We start from the raw sequence: 18768 nt of genomic DNA on the forward strand, positions 1-18768 counted from the left end.
GCTCAACCCTCCGACGACCAGCGGGCGAAGAAGGACAGGCCGATCTGGCGGTCGCCCTTTTCCTCGACGAGGGACAGCTCGCCCCAGTCGATGACGCCGCCGCGCCCTTGCAGTTCCTGCGCCAAGAGGCCCGACATCGCCGCGCCCGACACCCGGGCGGCATAGGCGTTCATCAGCAGGAACGAGGCGTCTTGGCTGAGCAGGGCCGCGCAGTCCTTGGTCAGGGCCGCCAGGTCCTCGAACAGGCGCCAGACCTCGCCGTCGGCCCCGCGGCCGAACTTGGGCGGGTCCAGGATGATGCCGTCATAGGTGTTGCCGCGCCGTACTTCGCGGGCCACGAACTTGCGGGCGTCCTCGACGATCCAGCGGATCGGCTTGTCGGCCAGGCCGGCGAAGGCGGCGTTTTCACGCGCGAAGCCGACCGACTTCTTGGAGGCGTCCACGTGGGTGACAGCCGCGCCGGCGGCGGCGCAGACCAGCGAGGCCACGCCCGTATAGCCGAACAAGTTCAGCACCTTGGGCTGCGGACCTGAGCCCGCGCACAGCGCCCGCACGCGCTCGTCCTGCCAGGCCCAGTTGGCGGCCTGTTCGGGGAAGAAGGCCAGGTGCCGGAAGGGCGTAAACTGGCCGTGGAACTTCGCCTGGCCCCAGGCCAGGTCGAACTTCTCGATCGGCTTGCCCTTGAAGCGCCAGCGGCCGGCCTCGTCCTCGTCGGTGGGATCGAAGACGGCGTCGGCGTTGTCCCACACCGTCTGGTCCAGGCGCGGCGCCCAGAAGCACTGCGGCTCGGGGCGCACGACGGTGTAGCGACCATAGCGCTCCAGCTTCTTGCCGTGGCCGCTGTCCAGCAGGGCGTAGTCGGCCCAGCCGGTGGTGCGCATAACGATGGGGGCGGGAGCGATCTTCGGTGCCATCGCCCGCCAATACCGCCTTAGGTGTGCGAAGGTCCAGAGCGCGGTACGTGCAGGGTCTTGTCCCAGTGGTGCGGGGCGACGATGAACTGGTGCAGCGCCTTGACCGCCGCAAGGCTCTGGCACAGCCAGTAGGCGGGCATGCCCAGCAGGTGCAGCCACTTGGGCCGCCCGCCCGCGCGCAGCACGCCGCGGGCGCCGGCGATCGCGGCCGCGCTCCATCCCAGCATGTAGAGCGTCAGATCGTGGGGCGGGATGTGAAAGGCCGCGTCGGGCAGAAAGTCGATGAGCGCCCAGGCGACGGCCACGGCCATGACGGGTCCATGCAGATGCGAGGCGGCGACCGACTGGGCCAGGGTCAGGACCAGCGCGACGGCGTTGCGCGGTTGCGTCGGGAGCGGACCGCGTGCGTGCACCGCCAGGGTCTGCATATGACCCTTGATCCAGCGCGCCCGCTGCGGGAACCACTGCTCTGGCGTCGTCGGCGCGGTCTCCCAGGTGGGACGCTGGATCACGTCGAGACGGTAGCCCGCCGCCGCCAGCCGGAAGCCGATGTCTGCATCCTCGGTCACATTGTAGGGGTCCCACGCGCCAATCTCGCGCAAGGGGGCGGCCTTGAAGTGGTTGCTGGTTCCGCCGAGTGGAAAGGCCAGTCCCCAGCGCGCCAGGGCCGGCAGCAGCACCTCGAAATGGGCGGCGTACTCAAGCCGGAACTGCGACGGCAGGAAGAGCGAGAAGCCAGGGTCCTCGATCCGCAGCGGCGCTTGAAGGCAGGCCAGGCGGGCGTCGGCGGCGGCGAACCGGGCGGCCGCCTCGCGAAGTTGCTGCGGGTCGGGCATGTCCTCGGCGTCGTAGATCACCACCAGGTCGCCCCGCGCCCGTTCGAGGGCGTAGTTGCAGGCGCGCGGCTTGGTTCGGGGCGTTCCCGGCGGCGCCACCAGCACCTGGATGAAGCTGGGCAAGTCCAGCGCCCGGGCGGCGGCGCGCGTGCTCTCGTCGTCGGCCTCCAGCACGATCAGCGCCTGCAGGCGGTCGCGCGGGTAGTCGATGGCGGCCAGGCTTTCGACCAGCTCCGGCAGCACCTCCGCCTCGCGATAGAGCGGGGTGATGATCGTATAGCTCGGAAGGTCGGCGTCGGGCGGCGGCGGCGCCCTGCGCGGGGGCAGGGGCGTCATCGCCGCCGCGAACCGGGTCAGGGCGCCCAGCAGGAAGACCACAAAGAAGAGGTGGTGCGCCGCTGTGAAGGCCGCCATCGGCGCGAGGGCAACGCCCAGCGCGGCGAGAAGCCCGGCGATGACGACCCCCAGGACCTGCGTCCGGGACAGGGGACGATGAGCGCCGTCGCGTTCGGGCGTGCTGGCGACAAAGGTGTCCCCGAGCGCCTTGATGTCGTCTGCGGACACAGGTCCGCTCGCCGGCGCGAGCGCCGGTTCCAGCCGTCTGTCTTCGCGCGCCATGGATGCCCCTGGATACGCTGATCGCCCCGACGGGAGCAGATAACGGAATCTCAACCCAAGCGTGTTAAATGAAAAAATACGCGTTTTCGGGTTTTGTTCCGGACTGGGCGGTGCGCGACACGCCCTTACAGACGGGTTGCGACGGCTGAGTGATTCCCGTTTAGTGTTCTGTCGGGGGATACTGAGGGGAAGCTAGGTCCGTGACCGTCGTTCTGAAAAAGCCGCACAAGTCCGCTCGAAAGCCGAAAGGCGACGGGCACTTGCGCCGGGGCGAGATCCTGGCGGCGGCCGAGAAGATCTTCATCGCCGAGGGCTATTCCGGCGCCACGATCCGCAAGATCGCCGACGCCGTGGGGGTGTCGTCGACCGCGCTCTACATGCACTTTCGCGACAAGGATCAGATCCTTCTGGAGATCAGCAACGACGCGATCGAGCGTCTGCTTGACCTCAACATCCAGATCGCCAGCCAGCCGATCGATCCGGTCTCGCGCGTGCGCCTGATGCTGGAAGCGTACATGCGCTTCGCGCTCGACAATCCCAACACCTACCAACTGGTGTTCTGCAGCACCGGCGATCACGTCACATCCGACAAGATCGGTGAGACCATGGCGCTGGGCGATCGCTGCTTCGAGAAGTTCAGCGAGCCGGTCCACGACATCGCGGCGCAGGGGCGCTTGCGGTCGGGATCGGCGGTCCAGGCGGCCGAGGTGCTGTGGAGCGGCTGCCACGGCTTGGTTTCGCTCCTGATCACCAAGCCTTCGCGCGGCTGGTCCGAACCGGAGCAACTGATGACGGTGATGCTCGACGGGCTGCTGCACGGTCTGGTCACGGACTAGGGTCGTGAACGCCGCCAAGGCCTTTCGCGCCCTTGCGGCGGCGATGGCGCTCGCCCCGGCCGGGGCGTGGGCCGCGCCGCGCGTGATGTCGCTCGACTCGTGCGCCGACCAGTACGTCCTGGCCCTGGCGCCGCGCGAGGCGATCGTGGGCCTTTCGCACCGGGCGGTCGCCGCCGACAGCTACATGCGCGACAAGGCCGCCGGCCTGCCGCTGCGCCGGGCCACCTTCGAGAGCCTGGTCTCGGCGCGACCGCAGCTGGTGGTGCGGTTGTGGGGCGGGGACGCGCGGCTCACTCAGGCGCTGGCCGCCAAGGGCGTGCCGACCGTCACCCTGGATGACGCGGCCGACTTTGACGGGGTTCGAGTCAATGTCCGCAAGGTCGCCGCCGCGCTGGATCGTCGGCCGCAAGGCGAGGCGCTGATCGCGACCATGGACGCCCGCCTCAGGGACGCCGCCGGGGCGGGGAGGCGGCGCGAGGCGCTCTATCTGACGCCCGGCGGCTATACGGCCGGCGCCAACACCCTGATCGATGCGATCTTACGGGCGGCGGGCTATGCCAACACGACCAAGGCGCCGTACTTCGCGCCGGTGTCTCTGGAGCAGATGGTCATGACGCCTCCGGCCGCCGTGGTGCTGGGCATGTTTGATCGCGCCCTGGCCGGGGCGGACCGCTGGGGCCCGGGGCGCCACGCGGCTCTGCGCCGGGCGGTGGAGTCGCGCGCCGTCGCCTCGCTGCCGGCCGCCATGGTTGGATGCCCCGGCTGGTTCGCCGCCGATGGCGCGGTCGTGCTGGCGAAGGCGGCGCGATGAGCCTGTCGCGTCTGTGTCTGCTCATGGCCCTGGTGCTGGCGCTCGCGGCCGCCGTGGCCGTCACGCTGGGCGAGACGGCCTTTTCCCTTCAGCAGTACGGCCAAGCGTTGTTTCATCCCGGCTCTCCACCGGCCGAGGTGCTCTGGACGATCCGCGCGCCACGCGTGGCGGTTGCGGCGCTGGTGGGCGCAGCGCTGGGCATGGCGGGGGCGACCATGCAGGGATTGCTGCGCAACCCGCTGGCGGATCCTGGCGTGCTGGGCGTGTCGGCCGTCTCGGGCCTGGGCGCGGCTTTCGCGATCTCGGCGGGCCTGGCGGTTTTGCCTGGAGCCATCGAGCTGTCGGCCCTAGCCGGCGCGCTCGTCGCCGGCGCGCTGGTCGTCATCGTCGCCGCGCGCTTTCGTGAGCCCGAGGCGCTGATCCTGTTCGGCGTAGCGTTGTCGGCCTTTGGCGGCGCGCTGACGGCCCTGGTGTTCAACCTCTCGCGCTCGCCGGTCGCGACGGCCGAGATGCTGGCCTGGTTGATGGGCTCGGTCGAGAACCGCGACCTAATGGACGCTTTGAGGGCGCTGGTCCCCATGGCGCTGGGCGCGGCGCTGTGTCTGCGCGCCGGCGCGGGGCTGCGGATGCTGACCTTGGGCGAGGAGGCCGCGCGGATGTCGGCCCTGCCGATGGCGCGGCTGCGGGTCTATGCGGTGGCCGGATCGGCGCTGTTGACCGGCGCGGCGGTGGCCGCCTCGGGCGTGATCGGCTTTGTGGGTCTGGCCGCGCCGCATCTGGTGCGGGCGCTGGTCAGGGACGACCCCAAGCGCATCCTTTGGCCCGCGGCGTTGGCGGGCGCGCTTCTGGTGGTGCTGGCCGACCTCGCCGCGCGCATGATCCCGACCGAGCAGGAGCTGAAACTGGGCGTCGTCACCGCGCTGTTCGGGGCCCCCGCCTTCGCTCTGCTGGCCTGGCGCGCCGCGCGGAGCTGGCGGTCATGAGCGCGCTGTGGACGCTGAGAAGTCTTTCCGTGCGGCAGGGGCGCAAGACCGTGATCGAGGCGGCCTCGCTCTCGGTCTCGGCGGGGGAACTCGTCGGGGTGGTCGGTCCCAACGGCGCGGGCAAGACCAGCCTTCTGCGCGCGGGGCTTGGGCTATTGCCGGCGGCTGCGGGCGAGGCGCTTCTGTCGGGGCAGGCGGTGGCGCAGCTGGCGCCGGCCGCGCGTGCGCGACTGGTCGGCTACCTGCCGCAGGACCGCCGCGTGGCTTGGAACGTGCCGGCCCGGATGGTGGCCGCACTGGGCGCCAGCGACCTTGCCGAAGCGCAGGCTGACGCTCTGGCGCTGGAACGCCTGGCGCGTGTCGGGGCGGGCGACCTCGCCGATCGCGGGGTGCTGGACATGTCGGGCGGCGAGCGGGCGAGGGTGCTGCTGGCGCGATTGCTGGCGACGCGCGCGCCGCTGCTGGTCGCCGACGAACCCGTGGCCGGCCTCGATCCCGACGCCCAACTGCTGACGCTGGACCTGCTGCGGGGCGAGACCGACAACGGCGCGGCCGTGGTCGTCACGCTCCACGATCTGGGCCTCGCCGCGCGGAGCTGCGACCGGATCGTCGTGCTGTCGCGCGGGCGGATCGTGGCGGACGCGCCGCCGCGCGAGGCGCTATCCCCTGCGATCCTCGCCGAGGTGTTCGGACTGGACGGCGCCCTGATCGAGACCGAGGCGGGATTCGTTCTGGCGGCCCGCCGCCGCGCTTGACGCTTAAGGCTGGGGGCTGACCGTTTCGGCCGAGGCGACCGACGGCGTGTAGACATAACCGCCGCGCTTGAGGTCTGAGGACAGGGTCAGCGGCGTGACGCCCCCGTTGAGACGAGCCCGATAGACCATCGTCGTCTCCAGCGTCCGCATCACATAGTTGCGGGTTTCGGAGAACGGGATGCACTCGATGAAGTCGAGCGGGTCGGTGGACGCGCCGCGCGGATCGCCGCATTGGCCCGCCCACTGGGCCGGACGCCCGGGGCCGGCGTTATAGGCCGCCGAGGCCATGATGTATGAGCCGCTGAAGGTCTTGATCATGTCGCCCAGGTAAACCGAACCCAGGCGCATGTTGTACGACGCATCGCCCAGGCGATCGATCGAGTGCGGCTCGCCCAGCTTGCGCGCGACCAGCGAGGCCGTGGCCGGCATCAGCTGCATCATGCCGCGCGCGCCGACGCCCGAGCGGGCGGCGGGATCGAAATTGCTCTCCTGGCGCGAGATCGAATAGACGAACGCGGTTTCGGCCGCGCCCGGACCGGGCGTGAAGTGGTGGTCCAGCAGCGGATAGCCGCGCTCGGGCAGGATGAAACCGCGCTGGGCGGCGGTCCGCACGGCGCGCATCGCCAGGTCCTGGTCGCCATAACCGCGCGCCATGTCGACCAGCAGCGCGGTCTCCTCGGCGTTCGGCAGGGTGTCGTCGATATAGAGCACGAGGCTGCGGAAGAGGTCCCTCGCCCCGATGTCGGCCAGCATTCGCGCCGCGCGGACTTGCTCACGGCCGTAGAAGCGGGCGCGGTCGGCCTGGGTGATGACCGGATCGCGCTCCAGCCGCAGTTCGCGGATCCCCGCCTTCTCGGCGGCCAGTTGGCCATAGAAGGTGGTGATGTGGCGTGCGCCCTCGGCGTAGAAGGCTTGAGCCGCAATCGGGTCGCCCTGCGCTTCGGCGGCGCGACCCTGCCAGTAAAGGGCACGGCCTCGGGTGATGGGCGAGGCGCCGACGGCTGCGATTTGAGCGAAGTGGCCGGCGGCGGCGTTGGCGTCGCGCAGGCGGGTCAGGGCGATCCAGCCGGCGTAGAACTCCGACTCGGCGATGTCGGCGGGCGCGAGCGCTTGGGTGTTGTAGGCCGCCGCATAGGCGCTGCGGCTGTCGCCGGACTTGAGCGCGCCGACGATCAGCAGTTTGCGCTCACGCCAGATCGCGCTCGAGGCCTCGTCGGTCGGCGGCGCCGGGAAGTTTGCGACCATCGGCAGGGCCAGGGTGTCCATGCCCTTGCGGCGCAGATAGGCCGCGCGCTCGAACACGACGCCGGGCGAGTCCTGCAGATCGGGGGTCAGGTTGTTGTAGAGGTCGTTGGCGCTGGCCGAGTTGGCGCGATAGGCCATGCGAACGCGGGCGGCGGCCTGCTGGGTGTCCGACAGCATGGCGACCATCTCGCGCGCGGCGGGCCCTTGCTGGCCATACAGCAGGATGTCGGCGCGGCGGACATAGTCGTCCGGCGTCAGCATCGCGCCAAAGCGGGCGATCATGCTGCGTTGGGTGTCGGCCTCGAACACCCGGTCGCGGAACGTCCTGCGAATGAGGTCGGTGGCCAGCTGGGTCTGGCCCGTGGCTTGATAGGCGCTGGCCAGGGCCATGGCGCCCTCGGCGGTGGTCGGCTGGACGCCGCCGAACCAGGCGATCATCCGCGCCGGATCAAGGCCCGAGGTGGAAAGCGCCTTCTCGGCGGCCGCATCGCGCCGCGCGCCGCGCGGCCAGCCGGCCAGATCCCGTCGGGCGGTGTCCAGCTCAAAGAAGCTCAGCGCCTCGGCGTTGCTGTCGACCAGCTGCCATAGGGCGATCTTCTTGGCGACGGGGTCCTGCAGGCTGTCCATGGCCATGCGCGCGCCGGAAACGTCGCCGCGCTTGGCCGCCGCCAGAGCGGTCTGGAGGTTGGCCGAGTCGGTGTCGCTGAGCGCTGTGGTGACGGCGGTCGGGGGTGTGGTGATCAGGCTGGGCGCGGTTTGCGCGGAGGCGTAGGACGTCGCCGTCTGGGCGCCAGCGGCCCCGACCACGGTCACGATGCAAGCTCCTCCGAGCAAGAGTTTGCGCATTTCTGAAACCAAAACGCTCTCCTTGCGGTCCTTTCAGACCTCATACTCGAATTCGTCCGCAAGCCCTATGGGACGATTCAGGCCTCAATAGGGTTCTTAAAGTCCGCTCGCGGGCTTGACCCGGAGGGCTTGGCCCATCAAATCGCACCTGCCCCTTTTGATCCGCACCCAGAGCCGGTTGCGGGTCGGTGGGGCAGGGACATATTGTCCGCCTCCATCGTCCCGCCGCAACACTCGCGGCCCCATCCTCACGGCAATTTGCAAGTCATGGTCCAGTCTCACTTCAAGGGCGTCATTCCGGCCCTCGTCACGCCGTTCCGGGACGGTGAGGTGGATGAAAAAGCGTTCGTCGCGCTGGTCGAGCGTCAGATCGTCGGCGGCGTGCACGGCCTGGTCCCGGTCGGCACCACGGGCGAGACCTCGACGCTGTCGCACGAAGAGCACCGCCGCGTGGTCGAGCTGTGCGTGAAGACCGCCGCCGGGCGCGTGCCCGTGATCGCGGGCGCGGGCAGCAACTCCACGGATGAAGCCATCGAGCTGGCGCGCCACGCCAAGACCGTCGGCGCCGACGCGTGCCTGGTGGTGACGCCGTACTACAATCGCCCCAGCCAAGAGGGCATGTATCAGCACTACAAGGCGATCAACGACGCCGTGGAGCTGCCGATCTTTGTCTACAACGTGCCGGGCCGCACCGGCGTGGACATCAGCAACGAGACCCTGGCGCGCCTGGCCAAGCTGCCCAACATCGTCGGGATCAAGGACGCCACGGGCGACCTGACCCGCATCAGCTTCCAGCGCCTGATGTGCGGCCCCGAATGGGTGATGCTGTCGGGCGATGACCCGACGGCGCTCGGCTACATGGCCCATGGCGGCCATGGGGTGATCTCGGTGACGTCCAACGTCGCGCCGGACGCCTGCTCGGCCTTCATGAACGCCTGCATGCAGGGCGAATGGGAGAAGGGCCTTTACTGGCAGGACCGCCTGGTGCGCCTGCACAAGGCCCTGTTCCTCGACTCCTCGCCCGCGCCGACCAAGTTCGCTATGGCCCAACTGGGCCTGTGCACGGAAGATGTCCGTCTTCCGATCACGGCCTGCGCCGAGGCGGTGCGTCCCGCGATCCTGGAGGCCATGCGCGAGGCCGGTCTGCAAGAATGAGCAAGCCGATCGCTGAAAATCGGCGCGCGCGCTTCGACTACTTCATCGAGGAGACGTTCGAGGCCGGCATCATGCTGACGGGCACCGAGGTGAAGAGCCTGCGGACCGGACGGGCGAACATCGCCGAGTCTTACGCCTCGGTGGAGGGGCGTGAGATCGTGCTGATCAACGCCGACATTCCGCCCTACGGCCACGCCAATCGCTTCAACCACGAGCCGCGTCGTCACCGGAAGCTGCTGCTGCACCGTCGTCAGATCGACAAGCTGATCGGCGCGGTCCAACGCGAAGGTCGCACCCTGGTGCCGATCAAGCTCTATTGGAACGAGAAGGGCCTCGCCAAGCTCGAGGTGGGTCTCGCCAAGGGCAAGAAGTTGCACGACAAGCGCGAGACCGAAGCTGCTCGCGATTGGCAGCGCGACAAGGCGCGTCTGATGAAGGGCGATCGCGGCGACTGAGGCGGCGTTTAGCCCATCAGGAAGAAGCCGAGCGCCAAGCCCAGAGCAAACGCTCCGGCGCTGACGATCAGGTAGGTTCGAACCTCGGTCCGCAGAGTCGTACGCGTTGTCTGGGCCATACTCGGCTCCGCTTGGCCGCCCCCCGGCGGCAAATCAGTCCCTGGCCCTTAGGGTAACCCTAACAGCGGTCCGGGATTGTCAACGATTGTAAAGTCGCGGCGCAGAGCGCCTCACGCCGCTTGGGGCAGCTCGTACACCCGGGAGGGCACGCCTTGTTCGAAGAGGTCGTCGCAGATGGCGAGGGCCTGCTGGTAGGCCGTCTCGACCGTCTCGAAGCGACCGGCCAGCCGGCCGCCCTCCGTGACGATCCAGCCTTCGGAAACGTGTGCAATCTCGATACGCTGGCAATGCGCGGCGTCTAACATGACGACGGGCTCCCTGAAGTGGAAACGCGCCCCTGGGGCTGTGTACGGAACGTCCTTAACGCGCGTCAGCCCCATTTCATTGTCAAAGATTGTAAAGTTGATAGCGGTACCTTGCTGACGTTTGAGTGCGTATGCGCCAGGTTCTGACCGCGCCGAATACTTCAGCCTAGCCGTTCTCGAGCGCCAGCAGGGCGAATGTGGCCAGCCAATGCTCGCCCATATAGTCACCGGAGAGATGCGGCACGGCCGCCGCGAGATGGCTCATCGCCGCGTTGACTGCGTGGGCCTGGGCCGGATCATGTTCCGACATCGATCCCGCCAGCAGGCGCCAGCACCAGGCGCGCGAGAGGTTCAGGCCGTCCAGATGGGCGATCTTGCCGTCCGTACGGTCGCTGACCCGCGCGGGCGTGAACAGGGTCGCCGGCTGCTTTTGGGCCAGATTGGGCAGGAAGCGGGGAAACCACAGGTCGAAGCGCTCGCGCGGCAGAAGTCGCCGCATGGCCTCGGCTTCGATCAGGGCGGGGGAGAGGAAGTCGTCGCCTGACGGTTCCCAGGTCTGGCAGTCGGCGTCCTGACCGTACCAGACCAGCGCGCGGCTCTGCAGCAGGTCGAAGAACGCCTGGTCGCCGGTCATTTCGGCGAACTCATAGGCCAGCACCAGGGCGAAGGCGGTGTTGTAGTGGGTTCCGGCGCGGACGGGATAGTCGGCGATCGGCAGGAAGCTCTCGAACCTCTGCTTGAACGCCAGCGCCAGGGGGGCGTGGACCAGCGCCCACGGCCGGTCGTGCCGCAAGAGCTCGGCCTGCAGCATCAGGCTCCAGGCCCAGCCGTAGGGACGCTCGAACCCCCGGCTCTCCGGGCGCGCCAGATAGGCGAGCTCTCCGGCGACCTTCTCCTGGGTGAAGGCGTCGTCGAACAGCGCGATGATCGTCGGCGCTTCGGACATTTCGGGGCGCAGGCGCAGCAGGGTGGCCAGCAGCCAGTAGCCATGCACGCACGAGTGCCAGTCGAAGCTGCCGTAGAAGATGGGATGCAGGTCCCGCGGCGAGCGGACGTCGTCGGGCCCTCCCATCACGTGATCCAGCTTGTTGGGATATTCGCGGGTCAGGTGGCCCAGCGCGATCTTGGCGAAGCGCGAGGCGGTGGAGCGGGCGAGGCTCATCGGGGGAAGGCCAGGGCGTTCATCAGGATCACGTTGACGATCAGCATCAGGACCGCCGTGGGCGCCTGGGCGCGGATCACGGCGTAGCGGTCCTTCAACTGCAGCAGGGCGGCGGGCACAAGATTGAAGTTGGCGGCCAGCGGCGTCAGCAGCGTTCCGCAGAAGCCCGACAGCATGCCGATGGCGCAGACGACGGCCGGGTCGCCGCCAAACTGGCCGATGACCAGGGGCAGGGCGATGCCGCCGGTCATCACCGGAAACGCGGCGAAGGCGTTACCCATCATGATCGTGAACGCCGCCATGCCCAGGCAGTAGGCGGTGACGGCGGCGAAGCGGCTGTCCGCCGGCGTGATCATCACGGCGATCTCGCCGATCGACTTTCCCACGCCCGCCAGCGCGAACACCGCGCCCAGCGCCGCCAGCATCTGCGGCAGCAGCGCCGCCCAGCCGACCAGATCCATCAGGCGACGGCCCTCCTGCACCGGCGCGCCGGCGGGCTGCTTGAACATCACCTGGGATAGAACCGCCGCGATCAGCGCCGCCAGCGCCAGCGCGATCAGGGTCGACTGTTTGGGGTCGACCAGATGCACGCCCTGGACCGTCAGGTGCTTGAACGTCAGGGACCCGGCCAGGACCAGCACCGGGATCACCAGGGCGGGCGCGTAGAGTTTCACGCCATAGGTCGCCGCCAGGCCCTCCCGCTCTTGGGGTGAGGTGCTCTTCGGCGCGCCGACGCCCAACTGGCCGCTTCCCGCGATCAGCGCCAGGCACAGCACCAGCACCCCGTTGCCCAGGTCGCCCAGGTGGTCGCCGGCCAGGAAGCTCAAGGCGAACAGGCCCCAGAAGGCGGTGTTGCCGAAACGCTTGGGATTTTCACGGTCGCCGGCGCTGAGCACGGCGAATGCGGCGAACATCAGTCCCGACAGCAGGTAGACGAGCGGCAGGCCTATCATGCAGCGTCCTCCGCCTTGGGCGCGAGGTGGCGGTCGAACATCAACAGCCGCGCGCCATGGATCAGGAAGGCGGCGATGGCGGTCGGGATCGCCCACACCGACAGGGCCAGCGGTTCGACGGTGATGCCGCTCTGGTCCAGGAAGCCGACGATCAGCAGGATCGAGCCGATCGCCAGGAAGATGTCCTCGCCGAAGAAGAGGCCGATATTGTCCGTGGCCGCGCTCATGGCCCGGACCTTCTGGCGCTGGTCGTCGGACAGGGGCTCGGCGGCGGCCTCGGCCATCGGCGCCAGCAGCGGGCGGACGGTCTGGGCGTGACCGGCCACCTGGGTCAGACCCAGCGCGGCGGCGACCTGGCGCAGCGCCAGATAGGCCAGCAGGATCCGCCCCGCCGTCGCCGCCTGCAGGCCCTGGATCGTGCGCCGCGCCTGTTCGCGCAGGCCCGCGCGCTCCAGCACGCCAATGGCGGGCAGGACCAGCCAGGCGACGCTGACATAACGGTTGGTGTTGAACGCCTTGCCAAACGCGGCCAGCACCTCGACCGGGGTGAGGCCTGCGGCCAGACCCGATGTCATGGCGGCGGCCATCACGACCAGCAGCGGATTGAAGCGCAGGGCGAAGCCCAGCACGATCACCGCAACGCCTAAAAGGGTCAGCATCCCCGGCGACTCCCCCTCATTCCGAGGGGGACCGTCCGACGGCTTGGCCTTGCTGGCAAGCCAGTGTCGCATCGCTGCGGACGAGGTTCCGCTTGACGACCCGGCGCCTCGGCGCGACGCTCAACTCAACAATGATAACCTACGGGAGGCCCCAATGGCCGACGGCGCTCTGCCCATCACATCCCTGAAGGGCAAGGTCAGCGAAGCGGAGTGGCAAGCGCGGGTCGATCTCGCCGCCCTCTATCGTCTCGTGGCCCTGCACGGGTGGGACGACATGATCTTCACCCACATCTCGGCCCGCATTCCGGGCCCTGACCACCATTTCCTGATCAATCCCTATGGGATGTTCTTCGGCGAGATCACGGCCTCGAGCCTGGTGAAGGTCGATCTCGAGGGCAACGTGATCGACAAGACGCCGTACTACATCAATCCGGCGGGTTTCACGATCCACTCGGCCGTCCATGCCGCGCGCGACGACGCCCACTATGTGATGCACCTGCACAGCGATCAGGGCGTGGCGGTGTCGGCGCACAAGGAAGGTCTGCTGCCGCTGACGCAACATTCGCTAATCGTCTTGCCTCAACTCGCCTATCACGATTATGAAGGCATTGCGCTCAACCTTGAGGAGCGAGAGCGCATCGTGGCTGACCTTGGCCAGAAGAAGCTGATGATGTTGCGCAACCACGGCACCCTGTCCGTGGGCGCCAGCGCGGCCGAATGCTGGTTGGGGATGTTCTTCCTGGAGCGGGCATGCGCGCAGCAGGTGATGGCGCTTTCAGTCGGACGCGACAACGTGCTGCTGGCGCCCGACGCCGCGCAGGACGAGGTTCGCAAGCAAACCGGCATGGGCATGGGCATGATCGGTGGGCTGGCCTGGCCGGGCTGCCTGCGCAAACTGGACCGCGAGTCGCCGGGCTACGCCGACTAGGGTTCCTCGAAGACCCCGCAAAGGCCGCCGCGATCCTGGTGATCGCGGCGGCTTTTTCGTGTCTGGCCCCCAGCGTCGCGACGGCGGGCGCCTGGCCTGTCGCGCCGGGCAAGACCCAGGTGATCGGCAAGTACGAGCGGCAGTCCGCCGACCAGGGCTTTGATCCCCAAGGCCTGTTGGTCGACATCGACCGGCGACGGGACGAGGCGGTGTCGGTCTTCGTCGAGCATGGCCTCACCGAGCGGCTGACGCTGCAAGCCAAGGCCGGCGTCACGCGGGGACGGGACCGGTGGGCGGACTATTCCGGCCGAGGACCGGTCGAGCTGGGTCTTCGCTGGGCCGTCCATCAGGACGACCATTCAGCGCTGTCGGTCTATCTGGGCGCGGCCGAGGCGGGGGTCGGGCGCAATGCGGGCTACGCGGCGCCCGGTCAGGGAAGTCTCGATCTCGAAGCCCGGGTGCTCTACGGGCGGTCCGCGACCTGGCGGGAAAGGCCGGTCTATCTTGATCTCCAGGCCGCCCGGCTCAAGCGGGAGGGCCTGGCCGACGAGAATCGTCTCGACATCACGCTGGGTCTTCGGCCTACGCCAAAGGTGCTCCTGCTGGCGCAAACCTATGCGGGTCAGGCCCAGCGACGGGGGGGCGATTCACGCTGGCTCAAGAGCGAGATCTCGGTCGTCCGCGCGTTCGGAGCGTGGAGCGCGCAGGTCGGATGGCGGGACACGCTGGCCGGACGCGAAACCGCCCGAGATCGAGGCGTCGTCCTCGCTTTGTGGCGCAACCTCTAGCGTATTTCAGGGCTGCAACACACGGTCATCCTGGTGTCACTGGACGCCGCTTTAGGGTGCGGTCATATCTCGAAGCGATTGTCACCCCGCCGAGCTTCGTCGGCGCCCGGAGCACTTCCTTGATCCGCAGGCACTTTTTCCTCATCGTGGCCCTGGCCGCCGTGGTTCTCATGCTGGGCGTGGGCGGCTTCAAGCTGGCCTTCGCCAACAAGGAGACCAAAGGCGGCGGAGGCGGTCGTGCGACCAGCGTCTCGCAGGCGGTGGTCGGCGAGCGTCCGTTTACGGATCGAATCGAGGTTCTGGGCTCCGCCAAGGGGCGCCAGTCGGTGACCATCACCTCGAATACGGCGGAACTGATCACGGCGGTTCGCTTCACCGACGGCCAAGCCGTGTCGCGGGGCCAGATCCTGGTCGAGCTCAAGGCCGAAGCCGAGGACGCCGGCATCGCCGAGGCGCGGGCGCGCCTTGCGCAGGCCGAGCGCGACTACAAGCGGTGGAAGACCCTGGCCGACAAGGGCATCGCTCCGCGCGCCTCCGCTGAGCAGTATCTGGCCGCATACGAGACCTCGAAGGCGGCGGTCGAATCCGCTCAGGCCAACAAGCTGGACCGCGTGATCCGCGCGCCGTTCGCCGGACGGGTCGGGATTTCGGACGTCGCGCCGGGCATGCTGATCAGCCCCGGCACCGCGATCGTCACCTTGGACGACACCTCGGTGATCCGCGTCGATTTCTCGGTCCCGGACCGTTATCTGGAGACTCTGCGCGTCGGACTTCCGATCACCGCTAAGCCCGATGCGTTGCCGGGCGAGAGCTTCGTGGGCCGTATCGCGCAACTCGACACCCGCATCGACCCGACCACCCGCGCCATCAAGGCCCGCGCCGAGTTTCCGAACGCCGGTGGTCGTCTGAAGCCCGGCATGCTGGTCAAGGTGGCGATCGACCAGGGTGTCCGCACCGGCGTCGCCGTCCCGGAAGCCGCCGTGCAGTTTGAGGGCGAGCAGGCGTCGGTCTATGTCGTCGCCAAGGGCCCCAAGGGCATGATCGCGCGCCGTACGGATGTCGACACGGGCCTCACCGAGGGGGGCTTCGTCGAGATCCGGTCGGGTCTGAAGACCGGTGACAAGATCGTCGCCGACGGTCTGAACCGCATTCAGGACGGCGCGTCGATCGCCGGCGGCAAGCCCGGCGACAAGGCTGGGCAAAAGCCGGACGGCAAGGGCGGCGCTGACCGCAAGGCCGGCTGATGCTGTCCGACCTCTCCGTCCGTCGCCCCGTATTCGCCGCCGTCGCGGCGATCATCCTCTGCGTCATCGGCTTGGCGGCGTTCACGTCGCTGCCGATCCGCGAGCTGCCCAGTGTCGATCCGCCCGTGGTGTCGGTCTCGACCAGCTATCGCGGCGCCTCGGCCGAAGTCATCGAAGAGCGCATCACCCAGGTGATCGAGCGTCAGGTCGCCGGCATCCAGGGGATCGACCGGGTCAACAGCTCCTCGCGCGACGGCCGTTCGAACATCAGCATCACGTTCAATCTGGACCGCGATCTCGACGCGGCCGCCAATGACGTGCGCGACGCTGTCAGCCGGGTGACCAGCAACCTGCCGGATCAAGCCGATCCGCCGCAGATCGCCAAGGCCAACGCCGACGCCGCGCCGATCATCATCCTGAACCTGACCTCGACCACGCTGAACCCGCTGCAGCTGGCCGACTACGCCGACCGCTATCTAGTCGAGCGGATGTCGACGATCGACGGCGTGGCCCAGGCCAACCTGTTCGGCGCCAAGATCTACGCGATGCGGATCTGGCTCGACGCCAACGAGATGGCCGCGCGCGGCGTCACGGTGGACGATATCGAAAGCGCCCTGAACGCCCAGAACCTGGAGCTTCCCGCCGGCTCGCTGGAAAGCGCGGCCAAGGACTTCACGATCCGCGTGGCGCGCAGCTACGCCAAGCCCGAAGACTTCGCGCGCCTGCCGTTGCGGGCCGCCAACGGCTCTGGCTACGTGCTGCGCCTGGGTGACGTCGCGCGGATCGAGGAAGGTCCGGACGAGCGTCGTCGCCTGTTCCGCGGCAATGGCGTCGATCAGGTCGGCATTGGTCTGACCCGTCAGTCGCAAGCCAATGACGTCGCGATCTCCAAGGCCGTCCGCGCCGAGGTCGAGGTGATCAACCAGACCCTGCCGGCCGGCACCAAGATGGTGGTGGCCGTCGACAACTCGGTGTTCACCGCCGAGGCGATCCACGAGGTGTGGATCACCATGGGCCTGTCGATCGGCCTGGTGGTGCTGGTCAACCTACTGTTCCTGGGCAGCTGGCGTTCGGCGCTGATCCCGTCGATCGTCGCGCCGATCTGCATCCTCTCGACCTTCATCATCCTGGCGCCGCTGGGCTTCTCGCTGAACCTGCTGACGCTGCTGGCCCTGGTGCTGGCGGTGGGTCTGGTGGTCGACGACGCCATCGTGGTGGTCGAGAACATTCAGCGCCGGGTGGACGAGGGCGAGCCGCCGTTGGTCGCCGCCGAGCGCGGCACCCGGCAGGTGTTCTTCGCCGTTGTGGCCACCACCGTTGTCCTGGTGTCGGTGTTCGCGCCGCTGATGTTCCTGCCCGGCTATATCGGCCGCCTGTTCGTCGAGCTGGCCGTCGCCATCGCCGCCGCCGTCGCTTTCTCGGCGCTGCTGGCGCTGTCGCTGTCGCCGATGATGGCCTCGAAACTGCTGCGTCCTGCGCACGGCGAGGGTTGGCTGGCGCGACGCGTCAACAAGGCCATGGGCGCCTTGAGCGCCTCGTATCGCGCGTCGCTTGAGCAGATCCTGGGCGGATGGTCCGCGGCGATCTCCGGCGTGCTGGTGGTTCTGCTGGCGGGCTTCGCCGCCCTGCTGTTCGTCAGCCTGCCCAAGGAGCTGGTGCCGGCCGAAGACCGGGGGCGGGTGGACGTCTCGATCTCGGCGGCCGAAGGCGCCGGCTACGACTACACCTCGGCCATCGGTCTGAAAATCGAGAAGGTGCTCGACAAGTACCGGCAGGACGGCGTTTCCGAGCGAACCATCATGACCATCCCGCGCTTCGGCGGGAACTCGTTCAACAGCGCCAACGGCGTCGTCGCGTTGAAGCCCTGGGGCGAGCGCGAAAAGACCGCCGATGAGGTCGCTGCGGAGCTGAACAAGGAGCTCTCCAAGTTCACCAGCGTTCGCGCCGTGGCCAGCGTGCGCGGTCCCTTCCAGCGGGGCGGCGGCGGTGGCGGCGGTGGCGGCACCAACGTCGACTTCATCGCCGTCGGGAACGACTATGTTCAGTTGGCGGGTTGGCTCAAGCCGATCCTGGCCGAGGCGCAGGACAATCCGGGCCTGGCCCGTCCGCGCCTGGACTACGAGCCGACCGCGCCGCGTCTGCTGGTGCAGATCGATCTCGACAAGGCCGCCACCCTCGGCGTCTCGGCGCAGTCGGTCGGGCGGGCGCTCGAGACCATGTTCGGGTCGCGCCGCGCGACGACCTACATCAAGAATGGCCAGGAATACGACGTCATCCTGCAGACCAATCTGGACCAGCGCCGGAGCGTCGAGGACCTGAACCGCCTGAACGTGCGCACCAGCACCGGCGCCACCGTGCCGCTGTCCACCGTGGTCACCACCGAACTCCGGGGCGACACGCCCGATCGCCCGCGCGTCGATCGCCTGCGCTCGGTCACCCTGACCACGCAGCTGAACCCTGGCTATACGGTCGAGGACGCCGTGGCGTTCTTCAAGGACCAGGCGGCCCAGCATCCGACGCCGGGCGTCAGCATCAAGTGGGGCGGGCAGGCCAAGGACTATCTTGAAGGCTCGGGCGGCATCGCCATCGCCTTCGGCCTGGCCCTGCTGCTGGTGTTCCTGGTGCTGGCCGCGCAGTTCGAGAGCTGGATCCACCCGGCGGTCATCATGCTGACCGTGCCGCTAGCGGCGCTGGGCGGGCTGTTCGGCCTGCTGGTGATGGGCTCGACCATCAACACCTACAGCCAGATCGGCCTGATCATCCTGATCGGTATCGCCACCAAGAACGGCATCCTGATCGTCGAGTTCGCCAACCAGCTACGCGACGAGGGTCTGACCGTGCGCGAGGCAGTGGTCGAGGCGGCGGCCCTGCGCCTGCGTCCGATCATCATGACCTCGGTCTCGGCCGCGATGGGCGCTCTGCCGCTGATGCTGTGGGCGGGCGCCGGCGCGGGCAGCCGCCAGACGATCGGGGCGGTGATCTTCACCGGCGCGATCTTCGCCACCCTGCTGACGCTGTTCATCGTTCCGGTCTTCTATGACCTCCTGGCGCGCTTCACGAAGTCGCCGGAGTGGACGGCGCGCCAGATCGAAGCGTATGAAGCCCAGGAAAAGTCGGGTGAGGGGCAAACCTCACCCGTGTAGGCCGGGTGAGGA

At 68.4% G+C, this 18768-nt stretch carries 18 protein-coding genes; 10 read left to right on the top strand and 8 right to left on the bottom strand.

The window, feature by feature from the left end; all coding sequences use genetic code 11:
• Window positions 1–2 precede the first annotated feature (2 nt).
• Window positions 3–914 carry a class I SAM-dependent methyltransferase gene (locus CA606_RS07370; RefSeq protein ID WP_012640170.1) on the bottom strand — a complete coding sequence of 304 codons (912 nt, stop codon included), beginning with the start codon at window positions 912–914 and terminating at the stop codon, window positions 3–5.
• A 17-nt stretch (window positions 915–931) separates the two neighbouring features.
• Window positions 932–2368, bottom strand: a complete 1437-nt coding sequence (locus tag CA606_RS07375; protein ID WP_096051716.1) for a glycosyltransferase — start codon at window positions 2366–2368, stop codon at window positions 932–934.
• A gap of 200 nt (window positions 2369–2568) precedes the next feature.
• On the opposite strand from CA606_RS07375, the gene CA606_RS07380 reads away from it, so the two are divergent.
• From CA606_RS07380 to CA606_RS07395, 4 genes are read left to right on the top strand one after another with little or no spacing between them, the layout of a single operon-like run.
• Complete coding sequence (locus CA606_RS07380; RefSeq protein WP_096051715.1) at window positions 2569–3204, top strand: TetR/AcrR family transcriptional regulator; 636 nt, start codon at window positions 2569–2571, stop codon at window positions 3202–3204.
• A 4-nt stretch (window positions 3205–3208) separates the two neighbouring features.
• Entirely contained in the window at window positions 3209–4015 is an 807-nt protein-coding gene (locus CA606_RS07385; protein ID WP_096051714.1) for an ABC transporter substrate-binding protein, read from the top strand.
• Entirely contained in the window at window positions 3958–4998 is a 1041-nt protein-coding gene (locus CA606_RS07390) for a FecCD family ABC transporter permease (RefSeq protein ID WP_096051713.1), read from the top strand. The genes CA606_RS07385 and CA606_RS07390 overlap by 58 nt, the downstream gene beginning before the upstream one ends.
• Complete coding sequence (locus CA606_RS07395; protein WP_096051712.1) at window positions 4995–5753, top strand: ABC transporter ATP-binding protein; 759 nt, start codon at window positions 4995–4997, stop codon at window positions 5751–5753. Before CA606_RS07390 ends, CA606_RS07395 begins: the two co-directional genes overlap by 4 nt.
• 3 nt (window positions 5754–5756) lie before the next feature.
• Here CA606_RS07395 and CA606_RS07400 read toward each other — a convergent pair whose 3' ends face one another.
• Complete coding sequence (locus CA606_RS07400) at window positions 5757–7856, bottom strand: lytic transglycosylase domain-containing protein (protein WP_181242833.1); 2100 nt, start codon at window positions 7854–7856, stop codon at window positions 5757–5759.
• Between the two features lie 255 nt (window positions 7857–8111).
• Between CA606_RS07400 and dapA the strand changes: the two genes are divergently transcribed.
• Both dapA and smpB read left to right on the top strand, forming a co-directional pair.
• Window positions 8112–8999, top strand: coding sequence for a 4-hydroxy-tetrahydrodipicolinate synthase (gene dapA, locus CA606_RS07405; RefSeq protein ID WP_096051710.1), 888 nt, complete (start codon window positions 8112–8114; stop codon window positions 8997–8999).
• Window positions 8996–9454, top strand: a complete 459-nt coding sequence (gene smpB / locus CA606_RS07410; RefSeq protein ID WP_096051709.1) for an SsrA-binding protein SmpB — start codon at window positions 8996–8998, stop codon at window positions 9452–9454. Before dapA ends, smpB begins: the two co-directional genes overlap by 4 nt.
• A gap of 8 nt (window positions 9455–9462) precedes the next feature.
• On the opposite strand, the gene CA606_RS07415 is transcribed toward smpB, so the two are convergent.
• The 5 genes from CA606_RS07415 to CA606_RS07435 all read right to left on the bottom strand — a co-directional run bounded on the left by CA606_RS07415 (window position 9463) and on the right by CA606_RS07435 (window position 12653).
• A complete protein-coding gene (locus CA606_RS07415; RefSeq protein WP_096051708.1) occupies window positions 9463–9606 on the bottom strand; it encodes a hypothetical protein in 144 nt (47 codons plus the stop codon).
• Window positions 9607–9684: 78 nt separating this feature from the next.
• Window positions 9685–9879: a hypothetical protein gene (locus CA606_RS07420; protein ID WP_181242834.1), complete on the bottom strand. Its 195-nt coding sequence runs from the start codon at window positions 9877–9879 to the stop codon at window positions 9685–9687.
• A 166-nt stretch (window positions 9880–10045) separates the two neighbouring features.
• Window positions 10046–11041, bottom strand: a complete 996-nt coding sequence (locus tag CA606_RS07425) for a DUF2891 domain-containing protein (RefSeq protein WP_096051706.1) — start codon at window positions 11039–11041, stop codon at window positions 10046–10048.
• Complete coding sequence (locus tag CA606_RS07430; RefSeq protein WP_096051705.1) at window positions 11038–11994, bottom strand: DUF979 domain-containing protein; 957 nt, start codon at window positions 11992–11994, stop codon at window positions 11038–11040. The genes CA606_RS07425 and CA606_RS07430 overlap by 4 nt, the downstream gene beginning before the upstream one ends.
• Window positions 11991–12653 carry a DUF969 domain-containing protein gene (locus CA606_RS07435; RefSeq protein WP_096051704.1) on the bottom strand — a complete coding sequence of 221 codons (663 nt, stop codon included), beginning with the start codon at window positions 12651–12653 and terminating at the stop codon, window positions 11991–11993. Before CA606_RS07435 ends, CA606_RS07430 begins: the two co-directional genes overlap by 4 nt.
• A 154-nt stretch (window positions 12654–12807) precedes the next feature.
• Here CA606_RS07435 and CA606_RS07440 point away from each other — a divergent pair, with 154 nt between their 5' ends.
• The 4 genes from CA606_RS07440 to CA606_RS07455 all read left to right on the top strand — a co-directional run bounded on the left by CA606_RS07440 (window position 12808) and on the right by CA606_RS07455 (window position 18756).
• Entirely contained in the window at window positions 12808–13581 is a 774-nt protein-coding gene (locus CA606_RS07440; protein ID WP_096051703.1) for a class II aldolase/adducin family protein, read from the top strand.
• A gap of 38 nt (window positions 13582–13619) precedes the next feature.
• Window positions 13620–14369: a hypothetical protein gene (locus CA606_RS07445; RefSeq protein ID WP_096051702.1), complete on the top strand. Its 750-nt coding sequence runs from the start codon at window positions 13620–13622 to the stop codon at window positions 14367–14369.
• Between the two features lie 119 nt (window positions 14370–14488).
• Window positions 14489–15613, top strand: a complete 1125-nt coding sequence (locus CA606_RS07450) for an efflux RND transporter periplasmic adaptor subunit (protein WP_181242835.1) — start codon at window positions 14489–14491, stop codon at window positions 15611–15613.
• Window positions 15613–18756 carry an efflux RND transporter permease subunit gene (locus CA606_RS07455; RefSeq protein ID WP_096051701.1) on the top strand — a complete coding sequence of 1048 codons (3144 nt, stop codon included), beginning with the start codon at window positions 15613–15615 and terminating at the stop codon, window positions 18754–18756. Before CA606_RS07450 ends, CA606_RS07455 begins: the two co-directional genes overlap by 1 nt.
• The last annotated feature ends 12 nt before the right edge of the window (window positions 18757–18768 follow it).

Source organism: Caulobacter vibrioides, from assembly GCF_002310375.3.
Taxonomy (GTDB): Bacteria; Pseudomonadota; Alphaproteobacteria; order Caulobacterales; family Caulobacteraceae; genus Caulobacter; species Caulobacter vibrioides_D.